The organism is Neobacillus sp. S1227 (genome assembly GCF_055385255.1).
This window is the reverse complement of record NZ_AP038276.1, coordinates 279,690-294,596: the sequence shown is the minus strand read 5'-3', so window position 1 is coordinate 294,596 and position 14,907 is coordinate 279,690. Positions and strand designations below refer to the sequence as shown.

Annotated in this window: 9 protein-coding genes, 3 rRNA genes and 1 riboswitch; of the genes, 1 reads left to right on the top strand and 11 read right to left on the bottom strand. The window is 44.9% G+C overall.

Annotation, left to right across the window (positions count from 1 at the left end; translation table 11 throughout):
• The 5 genes from purK to ACZ5AE_RS01545 all read right to left on the bottom strand — a co-directional run bounded on the left by purK (position 1) and on the right by ACZ5AE_RS01545 (position 3,626).
• A complete protein-coding gene (purK, locus tag ACZ5AE_RS01565; RefSeq protein WP_464568838.1) occupies positions 1-1,155 on the bottom strand; it encodes a 5-(carboxyamino)imidazole ribonucleotide synthase in 1,155 nt (384 codons plus the stop codon).
• Positions 1,142-1,630 (bottom strand): 5-(carboxyamino)imidazole ribonucleotide mutase, encoded by a 489-nt coding sequence (purE, locus tag ACZ5AE_RS01560; protein WP_464568836.1) that lies wholly within the window; start codon positions 1,628-1,630, stop codon positions 1,142-1,144. The genes purK and purE overlap by 14 nt, the downstream gene beginning before the upstream one ends.
• 135 nt (positions 1,631-1,765) lie before the next feature.
• A riboswitch (purine riboswitch) is annotated at positions 1,766-1,867 on the bottom strand.
• A 91-nt stretch (positions 1,868-1,958) separates the two neighbouring features.
• Positions 1,959-2,156, bottom strand: coding sequence for an NETI motif-containing protein (locus ACZ5AE_RS01555; RefSeq protein ID WP_464568834.1), 198 nt, complete (start codon positions 2,154-2,156; stop codon positions 1,959-1,961).
• Positions 2,153-2,695 carry a DUF2179 domain-containing protein gene (locus ACZ5AE_RS01550; protein ID WP_464568832.1) on the bottom strand — a complete coding sequence of 181 codons (543 nt, stop codon included), beginning with the start codon at positions 2,693-2,695 and terminating at the stop codon, positions 2,153-2,155. Before ACZ5AE_RS01550 ends, ACZ5AE_RS01555 begins: the two co-directional genes overlap by 4 nt.
• Before the next feature lie 55 nt (positions 2,696-2,750).
• Complete coding sequence (locus ACZ5AE_RS01545) at positions 2,751-3,626, bottom strand: mechanosensitive ion channel family protein (protein WP_464568830.1); 876 nt, start codon at positions 3,624-3,626, stop codon at positions 2,751-2,753.
• A 137-nt stretch (positions 3,627-3,763) separates the two neighbouring features.
• Here ACZ5AE_RS01545 and ACZ5AE_RS01540 point away from each other — a divergent pair, with 137 nt between their 5' ends.
• Entirely contained in the window at positions 3,764-4,993 is a 1,230-nt protein-coding gene (locus ACZ5AE_RS01540; protein WP_464568828.1) for a translocation protein TolB, read from the top strand.
• Positions 4,994-5,076: 83 nt separating this feature from the next.
• Here ACZ5AE_RS01540 and rrf read toward each other — a convergent pair.
• The 6 genes from rrf to ACZ5AE_RS01510 all read right to left on the bottom strand — a co-directional run bounded on the left by rrf (position 5,077) and on the right by ACZ5AE_RS01510 (position 14,834).
• Positions 5,077-5,193, bottom strand: a 5S ribosomal RNA gene (rrf, locus tag ACZ5AE_RS01535).
• An 81-nt stretch (positions 5,194-5,274) separates the two neighbouring features.
• A 23S ribosomal RNA gene (locus ACZ5AE_RS01530) occupies positions 5,275-8,212 on the bottom strand.
• A gap of 202 nt (positions 8,213-8,414) precedes the next feature.
• Positions 8,415-9,964: ribosomal RNA gene (locus ACZ5AE_RS01525) — 16S ribosomal RNA — on the bottom strand.
• The 16S, 23S and 5S rRNA genes sit together here, the layout of an rRNA operon.
• A 330-nt stretch (positions 9,965-10,294) precedes the next feature.
• Positions 10,295-12,364, bottom strand: coding sequence for a glucose-specific PTS transporter subunit IIBC (ptsG, locus tag ACZ5AE_RS01520; protein WP_464568826.1), 2,070 nt, complete (start codon positions 12,362-12,364; stop codon positions 10,295-10,297).
• Between the two features lie 178 nt (positions 12,365-12,542).
• Positions 12,543-13,385: a glucose PTS transporter transcription antiterminator GlcT gene (gene glcT / locus ACZ5AE_RS01515; protein ID WP_464568824.1), complete on the bottom strand. Its 843-nt coding sequence runs from the start codon at positions 13,383-13,385 to the stop codon at positions 12,543-12,545.
• Positions 13,386-13,505: 120 nt separating this feature from the next.
• A complete protein-coding gene (locus ACZ5AE_RS01510) occupies positions 13,506-14,834 on the bottom strand; it encodes an NCS2 family permease (RefSeq protein ID WP_464568822.1) in 1,329 nt (442 codons plus the stop codon).
• Positions 14,835-14,907: the final 73 nt, after the last annotated feature.

Sequence of the window (14,907 nt, the reverse complement as noted above, 5' to 3'; positions counted from 1 at the left end):
TTATCCTCCGATCTTCACTGTGGCAGCCGCCCAAACGCTGCTCTTTTGAATTTCATCAAGGGCATCTTCTACATTATCACGCAAGATAGTAACATGGCCCATTTTCCGCTTCACCTTAGGTTCTTTTTTTCCGTACAAGTGAACCTTCCAATCGTTAATGGCCGGAATTTCTTGATATAAGCTTTCAAGATGCTCCCCTAATAGGTTGACCATAACAACTGGTTTTAATAGCTTCGTGCTCCCTAATGGCCAGCTGCAAATCGCGCGGATATGCTGCTCAAATTGCGATGTTTCACAGGCCTCAATGGAGTAGTGCCCGGAATTGTGCGGCCGCGGCGCCAATTCGTTAATGTAAATTTCACCATCAGCAGTCACAAACATCTCCACCGCAAGCGTCCCGACTAATCCGAGGTAGTCGGCAATCTGTTTTGCCTTTTGAATTGCCAAAGCCTGTGTTGCTTCCGATATCCGTGCAGGAACAATTGATTGATGCAAAATATTGTCTACGTGAATGTTTTCCGCTACTGGTAAAATGGCTGTTTCCCCATCCAGTCTGCGCGTCACTATCACGGAAATTTCTTTTTCAAATGGGACCCATTTCTCAAGCACACAATCACCATGATTAATAAGGGCTTCCCCTTTTACCAAATCGCTATGTTCCTTTATGACTAGCTGGCCTTTTCCATCATAGCCGCCTCTTGCCGTTTTCAAAACAGCCGGATAGCCAATGGCCTCAATCTTTAAAAATAAATCTTCCATACTGTAAATCTCTTCGTATGGAGCGACTTCCACCCCGGCACTACGAATCGCAGCTTTCTCGGTGATTCGGTTCTGGGTAATGGTCAATAGCTTCGGTCCCTGAGGAACATAAGCCTGTTCGCAAAGCCAGCATAGTGTATCTGCATCAATATTTTCAAATTCATATGTGATTACGTCGCTTACCGCGGCTAACCGGCTGATCGCCTCACGGTCATCATAAGCGCCAATGACTTCCACATCCGCCACTTGTCCGCACGGAGAATCTGCTGTCGGTTCTAATACAGCAATCCTGAAGCCCTGTGCCTTGGCAGCCAATGCCATCATTCTTCCAAGCTGGCCGCCGCCGATAATTCCGATGGTCGCCCCTGGTAAAATAACCTTTTTATTCAAGTTCATCACTGCTTTCTAAAACTGCTTTTTTAGTCGCTTCCCGTCTTGCTTCCAATTTGCCCGCTAACTCCCCGTCAGTGGCAGCGAGAATTTGTGCTGCCAAGAGCCCGGCATTCATTGCACCAGCCTTTCCGATAGCGACTGTCGCAACTGGCACACCCCCTGGCATTTGCACGATTGACAGCAGGGAATCCACTCCATTTAAAGCCTTCGTCTGGACGGGAACACCAATCACCGGAAGAGTTGTTTTTGCCGCAACCATACCCGGCAGATGCGCCGCTCCGCCCGCTCCAGCGATTATTACCTTTAAGCCTTTTTGTCTGGCATCTTCTGCGTATGAAAACATCAAATCTGGTGTCCGATGTGCAGAAACGACTTTCTTCTCATATGGGATTTCAAGCTCTTCCAAAATATCGCATGCATGCTTCATAGTTTCCCAGTCCGACTTGCTTCCCATTATAACGCCGACCAAGTTCTTCATTCAGCTGGTCCCCCTATAAAACTTTTTTAGAAAAATAAAATACCCGGACAAATGGTATCTCTAGAAGAGAAAGCCATTTGTCCGGGCATGGAAAATCAAGAACACAATTCTAAGGGGGATGCCCCTAATGTGCCGAACATATTGACTTTCCCTCATAGTCCAATAATTTACGGTTATTGGGTAGAGACTTATGGGCCATATTCCCATTGATATATGAGGGTAAGATAATTTTTTTCGTAACTTCTAAACTTATCTTACCAAGCATTCGATTGGGATGTCAACCAATAAATCGAACATTTTTCTAAAATAACTATATAATGTTCGTGTTTTACTCGATAATCCTAGCCTCAAAGACAATTCGTCGCCCTACTGGTTCGAAAACAGTTTCGCTGCCATTCTTAACCTCTTGAAAAATAGGTTTCTCTATTCGGCTTACAGGCGTATATCCCTGTTCTTTTATCCGATTTAAACACTCCTCAATACTCTCATTATCCTGTACCTCAAATTGCATCTTCTTTTTGCTCATTTAAATAGTTTACCTCGTTTCACGGATTTGACCCAGAAACCGCCATGAATGGTTTTTGGCTCATAAGCAATAATGAAGGCCTTTGGATCAATATTTTTAATCGTATCGTATAATTTTAACTCAAATTTCCTTGGCGTGAGAATCTGCAAGGCCATCCGGTTGCCTTCCAGCCCATGTGCCTCCCAGTCGGTCACGCCATAGCCATTTTCCCTTAAAAGCTTCGGCAAATTCTTATCATATTCTGCTGTAATGACATTGACGGTAATATAGCCAAGAGCCAGCTTTTCTTCAATTTTCATACCGACAATAACGCCAATCCCATAACCGACTGCATAGGCAATCAGGTTTTGAATTTCATTTAAATTTTTTAAAACCAGGCCCAGCCCCATCACATAAATGACTACCTCAATCATGCTAAGAAACGCTGCCATATACCTCTGCCCTTTTAAAGTTAGAATCATCCTTATAGTAAAAAAAGACACATATACGATATTAATGATCAGGATAATTGCAACCATAACAAAACTATTTTCCAACATACGAATGCCCTCCTAAACGGTGCTTCCCCTACTTTAACATAATCAACCATCAAGGTCAGTCAAAAGGGACGTTCTCTTTTTCCCCGGCATGCCGATTTACTGCCTGTTTAATGAACAGCGTATCCTCCGCAAGCATTATGTTGTGGTCATAAAGTGTTTGGGCAATAATCCTTCTCGCCTGAATGCCGGCTTCCCAATAAAAAGCATCATCGACCAGTCCGGTTATGGTATACTCAATCCCATGATAGTTAGCGTTGATAGCCGTAATGCCAAAAACACTAAAGGGCTCTACAATACAATTTTCTCCGTCCATCTTTAAACAGTCTTGATTAACTTCATTTATTTTTTCACAGGCCAGCTCCAAGACCGATAAAACCTCTTCGGGATTCTCCCGATAGCTGATCACCACGTTTTCAATCACGCGCATTTGTTCTATATTATAATTATGAATTTGTTTGATTTCCCCATTGCTGATCGTTAACAGCTTCCCGCTCCACTCACGGATTTTAATAAACCTTAGACCAATTTCCTCAACCGTTCCACTGAAAGTATTATTGATCGTGATAAAATCTCCTTTATGAAGCTGTTTTTCATAAATTAAAAAAGTTCCCGAAAGAAGATCCCTAATCAGGCTTTGCGCGCCAATACCAACAATGACCCCGACTACCCCCGCGCCAGCCAGAAACCTCCCAAAATTATCGACATATTGAGAGAGCGCATAAAAAATAACCCCAATGGTCGCCAAATACCTTGTAAAGGAGCGGACCATACTCGCAATCGTCTCCTCTTTCCGCTCCTCAATAAAATTCGTCCGCTGAAAAAATTTATGAATAACCCGATTAATCACAAACACACTAAACCAAGCAATCAACGACGCAAAAATAATACTCGTCACTTTATATTCATGAAGCCAATTAAACGATGCCATCATTCCACCTCCAGTGAAGCATGGGAGCGGTTCTCGTGCATCACTTCATCCCGCCTTTCTTTATTGTTTACAAAGAATCGCAGGATTTACTATTTTTTGGGGAAATTAAACACAAAAAACTTTGTAAATGGAGTGATTCCGTGATGAAGGCCATTCTGCTTGCCATTTTGCTTACTTTTATATTTCAAAATGCTGCATTTGCTGCACATCAGGAAAAAGCCGCTTTTATCCGAAATGATGAATTGTGGTTGAAAACTGGCAATAAAGAAAGGAAGTTGACGAAAGATGAATATGTAAGGTACCCAAAGTGGTCTTATGATGGGCAATGGCTCGCCTATTTAAAGGCCGTTAAACAGGATGGAAATATCGTTTATGATGGCGATCTGTGGCTCTATAATCATCAAGCTAATAAACACTTTAAGATTGCTTCAAAAGTGAACAGTAACTTTCAATGGTCCAGCCGGGATAATAAACTTTCTTATCTTATCAACAAGACTCTTTCTGTAATGGATACTAAACCTTCTAAATCCTTGTTGGCTTCGACGCTGGCTCAAGGCGTGGAGAACTTTTCTTGGCTTCCTAAAGGGGATGGTTTATTGATTTCCACCAAAAAAAGTGAAAAGCTTCATTCTGATATTATTTTATCAAGGGTAATGTTGGGGATGGACAGGCAAAGGCCGGTTGTACAGAACCTATTTACAATACCAATTGGGAAGGATGAATACTTTGTCAGCACAAGCTCGTTTAAGTGGTCAGCTGATAAGGGCTGGATTAGCTTTTTATTAATTCCAACTGCTTCCTTGTCGGCAGATGCGAATACGCTTTGTCTGCTGTCTAATGAAGGAGAGGTTTTTAAAAAAGTAGATGAGATGCTGAATTATGCGGAATGGATGCAGTGGGCGCCCGGTGGCACGAATCTCTCGTATATTAGTGGAGCAGGAAGGGAAGCGACTTATAATAAGCATTTGTTGATGGTGAGGCCAACTCCTTTGAAAAAAGAGCTTATAACACCTAAAGGATATGCAGACCGGAATTTAGTTTGGAAAAATGAAACGGTAGTGGTTGTTTCCCGATCAGCCGAAAGTAAGGAGGGCAGTCTGGATGAACGGCCACTGCCTCAGTTATTTAAGGTGAATCTCCTAACCCGGAAACAAAAGCAAATTACTTTTCCTTCAAAAAATAAGGGAGATTTTGTTCCAATGGTTGGAAAGGGATCGCTTTATTGGATTAGGACTGACCGGCAGAAAGCAGACGTACTCGTTTCTCACTTTAATAAAATAGAAAAGCATTGGATTAAAAACATTACGGTCCCAAGCAGTTATTTTGAAAAGTGGAATTGGGAAGAGGTATTTGATCTATATACTGATTGATGCTTGGGGACGGTTTTCGTGCATCCTTCAAGCCTAATAGCCAACAAAAAAAGACAACCCTATTTCAGGTTGTCTTTTTGTTTGCCCGGCAGCGTCCTACTCTCACAGGGACTTGCGTCCCAACTACCATCGGCGCTGAGAAGCTTAACTTCCGTGTTCGGGATGGGAACGGGTGTGACCTTCTCGCCATTGCTGCCAGACTATTTTAGAGGTTTTCATTCCCTCAAAACTAGATAATGCAGAAGAAGTAAATAAGAACGAGTTCGCTTAAAATTTATGACTTGGTTAAGTCCTCGATCGATTAGTATCAGTCAGCTCCACACGTCACCGCGCTTCCACCTCTGACCTATCAACCTGATCATCTTTCAGGGATCTTACTAGCTTGACGCTATGGGAAATCTCATCTCGAGGGGGGCTTCATGCTTAGATGCTTTCAGCACTTATCCCGTCCGCACATAGCTACCCAGCGATGCCTTTGGCAAGACAACTGGTACACCAGCGGTGCGTCCATCCCGGTCCTCTCGTACTAAGGACAGCTCCTCTCAAATTTCCTGCGCCCACGACGGATAGGGACCGAACTGTCTCACGACGTTCTGAACCCAGCTCGCGTACCGCTTTAATGGGCGAACAGCCCAACCCTTGGGACCGACTACAGCCCCAGGATGCGATGAGCCGACATCGAGGTGCCAAACCTCCCCGTCGATGTGGACTCTTGGGGGAGATAAGCCTGTTATCCCCAGGGTAGCTTTTATCCGTTGAGCGATGGCCCTTCCATGCGGAACCACCGGATCACTAAGCCCGACTTTCGTCCCTGCTCGACTTGTAGGTCTCGCAGTCAAGCTCCCTTGTGCCTTTACACTCTGCGAATGATTTCCAACCATTCTGAGGGAACCTTTGGGCGCCTCCGTTACATTTTAGGAGGCGACCGCCCCAGTCAAACTGCCCACCTGACACTGTCTCCCACCCCGATAAGGGGTGCGGGTTAGAATTTCAATACAGCCAGGGTAGTATCCCACCGACGCCTCCACCGAAGCTGGCGCTCCGGTTTCTCAGGCTCCTACCTATCCTGTACAAGCTGTACCAAAATTCAATATCAGGCTACAGTAAAGCTCCATGGGGTCTTTCCGTCCTGTCGCGGGTAACCTGCATCTTCACAGGTACTATAATTTCACCGAGTCTCTCGTTGAGACAGTGCCCAGATCGTTACGCCTTTCGTGCGGGTCGGAACTTACCCGACAAGGAATTTCGCTACCTTAGGACCGTTATAGTTACGGCCGCCGTTTACTGGGGCTTCGATTCAGAGCTTCGCTTTTAAGGCTAACCCCTCCTCTTAACCTTCCAGCACCGGGCAGGCGTCAGCCCCTATACTTCGCCTTGCGGCTTTGCAGAGACCTGTGTTTTTGCTAAACAGTCGCCTGGGCCTATTCACTGCGGCTCTTCGGGGCTATTCACCCCAAAAAGCACCCCTTCTCCCGAAGTTACGGGGTCATTTTGCCGAGTTCCTTAACGAGAGTTCTCTCGCTCACCTTAGGATTCTCTCCTCGCCTACCTGTGTCGGTTTGCGGTACGGGCACCTTTTATCTCGCTAGAGGCTTTTCTTGGCAGTGTGGAATCAGGAACTTCGGTACTATAATTCCCTCGGCATCACAGCTCAGCCTGATGAGAAGCGGATTTTCCTACTTCTCAGCCTAACTGCTTGCACGCACATATCCAGCAGTGCGCTTACCCTATCCTCCTGCGTCCCCCCATCACTCAAACGATAAAGAGGTGGTACAGGAATATCAACCTGTTGTCCATCGCCTACGCCTTTCGGCCTCGGCTTAGGTCCCGACTAACCCTGAGCGGACGAGCCTTCCTCAGGAAACCTTAGGCATACGGTGGATGAGATTCTCACTCATCTTTCGCTACTCATACCGGCATTCTCACTTCTAAGCGCTCCACCAGTCCTTACGGTCCAGCTTCAACGCCCTTAGAACGCTCTCCTACCGCGGACACCATAAGGTGTCCACCCACAGCTTCGGTGATACGTTTAGCCCCGGTACATTTTCGGCGCAGAGTCACTCGACCAGTGAGCTATTACGCACTCTTTAAATGGTGGCTGCTTCTAAGCCAACATCCTGGTTGTCTAAGCAACTCCACATCCTTTTCCACTTAACGTATACTTTGGGACCTTAGCTGGTGGTCTGGGCTGTTTCCCTTTTGACTACGGATCTTATCACTCGCAGTCTGACTCCCACGGATAAGTCATTGGCATTCGGAGTTTGTCTGAATTCGGTAACCCGATGAGGGCCCCTAGTCCAAACAGTGCTCTACCTCCAAGACTCTAACTACGTGAGGCTAGCCCTAAAGCTATTTCGGAGAGAACCAGCTATCTCCAAGTTCGATTGGAATTTCTCCGCTACCCACACCTCATCCCCGCACTTTTCAACGTGCGTGGGTTCGGGCCTCCATCCAGTGTTACCTGGACTTCACCCTGGACATGGGTAGATCACCTGGTTTCGGGTCTACGACTACATACTATTTCGCCCTATTCAGACTCGCTTTCGCTGCGGCTCCGTCTCTTCAACTTAACCTCGCATGCAATCGTAACTCGCCGGTTCATTCTACAAAAGGCACGCCATCACCCATGAACGGGCTCTGACTACTTGTAGGCACACGGTTTCAGGTTCTCTTTCACTCCCCTTCCGGGGTGCTTTTCACCTTTCCCTCACGGTACTGGTTCACTATCGGTCACTAGGGAGTATTTAGCCTTGGGAGATGGTCCTCCCTGCTTCCGACCGGATTTCACGTGTCCGGCCGTACTCAGGATCCACTCAGGAGGGAACGAAGTTTCGACTACAGGGCTTTTACCTTCTATGGCCGGCCTTTCCAGACCGCTTCATCTACCCCGTTCCTTTGTAACTCCATGTTGAGTGTCCTACAACCCCGAAAGGCAAGCCTTTCGGTTTGGGCTGTTCCCGTTTCGCTCGCCGCTACTCAGGGAATCGCGTTTGCTTTCTCTTCCTCCGGGTACTTAGATGTTTCAGTTCCCCGGGTCTGCCATCAATACCCTATGTATTCAGGTAAAGATACTGCTCCATTATGAACAGTGGGTTTCCCCATTCGGAAATCTCCGGATCGGCGCTTACTTACAGCTCCCCGAAGCATATCGGTGTTAGTCCCGTCCTTCATCGGCTCCTAGTGCCAAGGCATTCACCGTGCGCCCTTTCTAACTTAACCTAAAAGGTTTTTACTCTTAAAAATAAGAGAGAAAAACTAAAATGGCGATTACTCGGTTCTTACTTGGTTACTTCTTCTTTTACGATTATCTAGTTTTCAAAGAACGAAAGTTTTGAGAGATAATTCTCTCAAAACTAAACAAACAAGAAACAATCAAACAAACATGTATTGTCTGGCTCATAGGTCCAGCTTATATCCTTAGAAAGGAGGTGATCCAGCCGCACCTTCCGATACGGCTACCTTGTTACGACTTCACCCCAATCATCTGTCCCACCTTAGGCGGCTGGCTCCTTACGGTTACCCCACCGACTTCGGGTGTTACAAACTCTCGTGGTGTGACGGGCGGTGTGTACAAGGCCCGGGAACGTATTCACCGCGGCATGCTGATCCGCGATTACTAGCGATTCCGGCTTCATGCAGGCGAGTTGCAGCCTGCAATCCGAACTGAGAATGGTTTTATGGGATTGGCTCCACCTCGCGGCTTCGCTGCCCTTTGTACCATCCATTGTAGCACGTGTGTAGCCCAGGTCATAAGGGGCATGATGATTTGACGTCATCCCCACCTTCCTCCGGTTTGTCACCGGCAGTCACCTTAGAGTGCCCAACTGAATGCTGGCAACTAAGATCAAGGGTTGCGCTCGTTGCGGGACTTAACCCAACATCTCACGACACGAGCTGACGACAACCATGCACCACCTGTCACTCTGTCCCCCGAAGGGGAAATTCCTATCTCTAGGAGTGTCAGAGGATGTCAAGACCTGGTAAGGTTCTTCGCGTTGCTTCGAATTAAACCACATGCTCCACCGCTTGTGCGGGCCCCCGTCAATTCCTTTGAGTTTCAGCCTTGCGGCCGTACTCCCCAGGCGGAGTGCTTAATGCGTTAGCTGCAGCACTAAAGGGCGGAAACCCTCTAACACTTAGCACTCATCGTTTACGGCGTGGACTACCAGGGTATCTAATCCTGTTTGCTCCCCACGCTTTCGCGCCTCAGCGTCAGTTACAGACCAGAAAGCCGCCTTCGCCACTGGTGTTCCTCCACATCTCTACGCATTTCACCGCTACACGTGGAATTCCGCTTTCCTCTTCTGCACTCAAGTCCCCCAGTTTCCAATGACCCTCCACGGTTGAGCCGTGGGCTTTCACATCAGACTTAAAGGACCGCCTGCGCGCGCTTTACGCCCAATAATTCCGGACAACGCTTGCCACCTACGTATTACCGCGGCTGCTGGCACGTAGTTAGCCGTGGCTTTCTGGTCAGGTACCGTCAAGGTACCGGCAGTTACTCCGATACTTGTTCTTCCCTGACAACAGAGCTTTACGACCCGAAGGCCTTCATCGCTCACGCGGCGTTGCTCCATCAGACTTTCGTCCATTGTGGAAGATTCCCTACTGCTGCCTCCCGTAGGAGTCTGGGCCGTGTCTCAGTCCCAGTGTGGCCGATCACCCTCTCAGGTCGGCTACGCATCGTCGCCTTGGTGGGCCGTTACCTCACCAACTAGCTAATGCGCCGCGGGCCCATCTGTAAGTGTCAGCCGAAACCGACTTTCAACCTTCCCTCATGGGAGGGAAGAAATTATCCGGTATTAGCTCCGGTTTCCCGAAGTTATCCCAGTCTTACAGGCAGGTTGCCCACGTGTTACTCACCCGTCCGCCGCTAACCACCAGGAGCAAGCTCCCAGTGATTCGCTCGACTTGCATGTATTAGGCACGCCGCCAGCGTTCGTCCTGAGCCAGGATCAAACTCTCCAATGAAGTTGAGTTGATTAGCTCATAAAGTTACGTTGGCTCATGTTTTCTATTTATATAGAAGAAACATGATCATTATTGTTTGTTGACGTTTTTGTTTGTTTAGTTTTCAAAGAACTATTTCTTAAAATCACTTCATCAGAAGCAACTCTATTAATATATCACATCGTTTTCTCCAGGTCAACAACTTTTTTTGAAGTATTTACTATCAAATTGTTGTTAACTCGTCAGTAACGACTGCTTTAATATACTATCACCCTGGATTAAATTCGTCAACACATAATAAAGATTTTTTAAAAAAAACCGGCCCTTATAAAGAGCCGGCAACTTAATACATTACTTTGTTATTTTAATAATACCTTCTTGCTTAATGTCTACAAGCCCTTGCTTTTCAATAACTACCTTTTCACCTTCAGTTAAGTTGGTAAAGACAATCGGTGTAATCGTGGATTTGGCATGCTCCTTAATATAGGAAATATCAAACTTTAACAGTGGCTGGCCTTTTGTAACACGGTCATTTTCAGACACCAATGTTTCAAAGCCTTCCCCCTTCAGGTTAACCGTATCGATACCTACGTGAACAAGAATTTCACGGCCGTTATCAGAAAGAATGCCTAAGGCATGTTTTGTTGGGAACAGATTAACAATCTTCCCATCTACAGGAGATACAACCATCCCTTCTTCAGGAACAATCGCAAAGCCATCGCCCATCATTTTTCCTGCAAATACTTGATCTGGCACTTCAGTGATTGGTTTGATTTCTCCTTTAATAGGTGCAACAAATACTTCTTCACCATTATGTTCAGATTGAAGCGCTTCAGGGTTTACCTCTTCAATTTGCTGCTGTACCCCTTTTTCCGGAGCATTGACTGCGGTTGTACGCGGACGCTTTCCTTCCATTATATCCTTCATTTGACCCTTAATTGTTTCAGACCGTGGGCCGAAGATGGCTTGAATATTGTTTCCGACCTCAAGTACACCTGCCGCCCCAAGCCGCTTCAATTCATTTTTGTCCACTTGCTTAATATCATTAACGGATACACGAAGGCGGGTAATACATGCGTCTAAGTGAGCAATATTTGCTTTACCGCCCATGGCATCCAAGATATTAAATGCTAAATCGCCTGAGCTTGCTTTGCCAGTCGGCGCCTGGTTTTCTTCTTCCTCCAGTTCGCGTCCTGGTGTTTTCAAATTAAACGTGCGAATCGCGAAACGGAAACCAAAGTAATAAATAACAGCAAACACAAGACCGACAGGAATAACAAGCCAAGCATGTGTTTGTGGATTAATTAATCCAAATAGAATGTAGTCGATTAAACCACCCGAGAAAGTCATCCCGATTTTTACATTTAACAGGTGCATCGTCATAAATGACAAGCCAGCAAAAATGGCATGGATTCCGAATAGCACAGGTGCTACGAAAAGGAAAGAGAATTCGATTGGTTCAGTGATACCAGTTAAGAAAGATGTTAAGGCAGCAGATGCCATTAAGCCCCCAACCACAACTTTTTTCTCAGGTTTTGCTTCATGATAGATGGCAAGCGCTGCAGCTGGAAGACCGAACATCATGAACGGGAATTTACCAGTCATAAATGTACCCGCAGTCAAGTTTTTCACATGATCTGAAATTTGAGCCATAAAGATTCGCTGGTCCCCATGAACCACCTGTCCTGCTTTTGTAGTATAGCTGCCAAACTCATACCAGAATGGCGAATAGAAAATATGATGCAAGCCAAATGGAATTAACGAACGTTCAATAACTCCAAAGATAAATGCAGCCAATGTTCGATTGGCATCAACCATGTTTGTCGAGAACGAATTCAAGCCATGCTGAATTGGAGGCCAAATGACTAACATGATCAAGCCTAAAATGATTGCTGTACCTGCCGTAATAATTGGTACAAACCGTTTACCAGCAAAGAATCCTAAATAGGACGGCAATTCAATTTCAAAGAACTTATTGTATAAAGCAGATGCAATAATACCGACGATAATACCACCAAAAACTCCTGTTTGAAGTGTTGGAATTCCAAGTACACTAACATAGCTTGTACCATTAATATCCTTCGCATCAATCCCTAAAACAGTCCCCATTGTAACATTCATAATCAAGTAGCCAATAATCGCTGCAAGTCCGGCTGTACCTTCTCCGCCAGCTAATCCGACAGCAACACCGACAGCAAATAACAGCGGCAAGTTACCAAAGACAATATCCCCGGCATTTTTCATTACATTGGCGACCATTCTGACACCCTCATTATCTAAAAAAGGTGCCAAGTCTAATAAGGCCGGGTTAACAAGTGCTGCACCTAACGCAAGCAAGATTCCTGCAGCCGGCAGTAATGCAACCGGTAACATTAATGCTTTACCGACTTTTTGTAAGACGCCAAAAGCTCTCTTAAACATAATTAAACCTCCTGAAATTGTATTCTAGCTCATTAAATGAATGCTTGTTAATAAACACAAAAAAGGCATGAGCAAAAGAACAATTGAATGAAGATATGGGTATAGAGTTCCCATACATCCTCATTTCAATCAACTTTTTACTCATGCCTGATCGAATCAGTAACACGTAAATTGATGACTATTTAAATTTATTTTGAAGCCGCTGCAAATGCATCGTCAGATAGACAGCTTCTGCATCGAAAACTTTCATTTTTAAAGCTTGCTGCATTACCTTAATGAGCTTCCATGCAAGATTATAGCACACAGGATATTCATCCTTCAATAGAGAAGCGATTTTTTCTGGTTCTTCCACTTTTTCCCCATTTCTGACACGTTCAATCGTAAAACGAAGATGGCGGACCAGCCTCATATAATCAATGCTGTCCTTATCAATTTCAATTTCAAATTGTTCTTCCACCATCTCCACCAATCTGCTAATCAACTGGGAATGCTGATTAACCTCAGAAAGGTTCTTATTAGTTATAGCACTGTGAATGTGGAGAGCAATAAAACCAATTTCGCCCACCGGGAGTTCAATACCGGTTCTATCTTTAATCAAATCCACGACTTCCTTTGCCACCTCATATTCATGACGATAGAGCGCTTTCGTTTCAATCAAAAACGGGTTGCTCATTTCCATCCCTTGTGAAACACGGGTTAATGCAAACATAAGGTGATCAGTTAAAGCAACATGAATGTGTTCATTTAACTCCGAACGGGTACGCTGCTTAATTAGTCCAATGGCAGATATGATTATTTCATGTACATTATGGTCAATAAAAGGAAGAAGTTTAATATAGTTTTCCTGCTCTTTTTCATTTTTAAGAACAAATAGCTTTTCAACTTTTTCCGTATCAATAAAATCGCCATGTTTGCGGTTAAAGCCAATGCCTTTGCCGATAATGACAACTTCCTTGTAGGCAGGGTGATCAGCGATCAATACATTGTTATTTAACGCTTTATTTATCTGAAGTTTTACCATACCCTTAATCCCCGTTTCGAATAAAAACAATCAGTATTACCATACTAAAAGACGCAAATCAGGAAGTCAACGACAAAAAAAAGGAACTGTGTAAATATCCACAGCTCCTTTATAAAGGATTTATTTTAAGAAAATAAAATACAGTACAAAGATAACAAAGAACAAGTACATAATCGGATGAATTTCTTTCGACCTGCCCTTTACCAGCATCGTAATCGGGTAGAAGATGAAACCTATCGCGATTCCAGTTGCGATACTGTAGGAAAGCGGCATTGCAATGATGGTTAAAAACGCCGGAACAGCAATTTCAAACTTAGTCCAGTCAATTTTCCCTAAAGAAGAAACCATCAGTACCCCAACAATAATTAATGCAGGAGCTGTAACCGGCGCTGTAATGACTGATAATACCGGGAAGAAGAACAATGATAAAAGAAATAATGCAGCAGTTACAAGTGACGCAAATCCTGTTCTGGCACCCGCAGCAACCCCTGCTGATGATTCGATATAAGATGTTGTGGTCGATGTTCCAAGCACAGCGCCTACTGTTGAAGCAACGGAGTCTGAAATCAAGGCTCTTCCTGCATTAGGAAGCTTTCCGTCCTTCATTAATCCAGCCTGACCGGCAACCGCAACAAGAGTACCTGCATTATCAAAGAAATCCACAAACAAGAAGGTTAGGATAATGCCCAGCATTGCGGTTGTATAAAATGAACTGTCGCCAAATGATGAAAACGCAGCACCAAAGGTAGGTGAGATACTTGGTACTTGGCCAATAACTTTGTCTGGAACTTTAATTTCGCCAAAAATCATTCCTACGATTACGGTGATGATCATTCCATAGAATACAGCACCGCTGATACCTCTTGTCATCATGATAACCGTTACTAAGATACCAAAAATCGCTAGCAATGTCCCTGGTGCAGATAAATCGCCAAGACCAACAAGAGTCGCATCATTGTTCACGATAATTCCCGCACTTTGTAACCCGACAAAAGTGATGAATAAGCCAATACCAGCACCGACTGCATGCTTTAATTCAATCGGAATAGCATTAATAATTTTTTCACGAAGACCAGTCAGCGTCAGTAAAAAGAAGAATACACCCGAAATGAATACAGCACCCAAGGCATGTTGCCAAGGAATCCCGCTGCCTAATACAACGGTGTATGCGAAGAAAGCATTCAAGCCCATCCCTGGTGCCAACGCAAGCGGGTACTTACCAATTAGCCCCATAATGATAGAGCCTAAAGCTGATGCTAAGGCAGTTGCCACAAACACCGCACCATAGTCCATTCTCATTGCATCCGGAAGATCTTTAACAGACGCAAGCGATAATGTTAATGGGTTTACAACTAAAATATAAGCCATGGCCAAGAATGTTGTCAGTCCGCCGATAAATTCGCGGCGGTAATTCGTGCCTACTTTTTCGAACTCAAAATACTTATGCATTCTTTTTTCCCCCTGTTTTTCCTTTATTTTATGCAAAAAAACGTTCCGGCATTCTACCGGAACGTTGACTCTT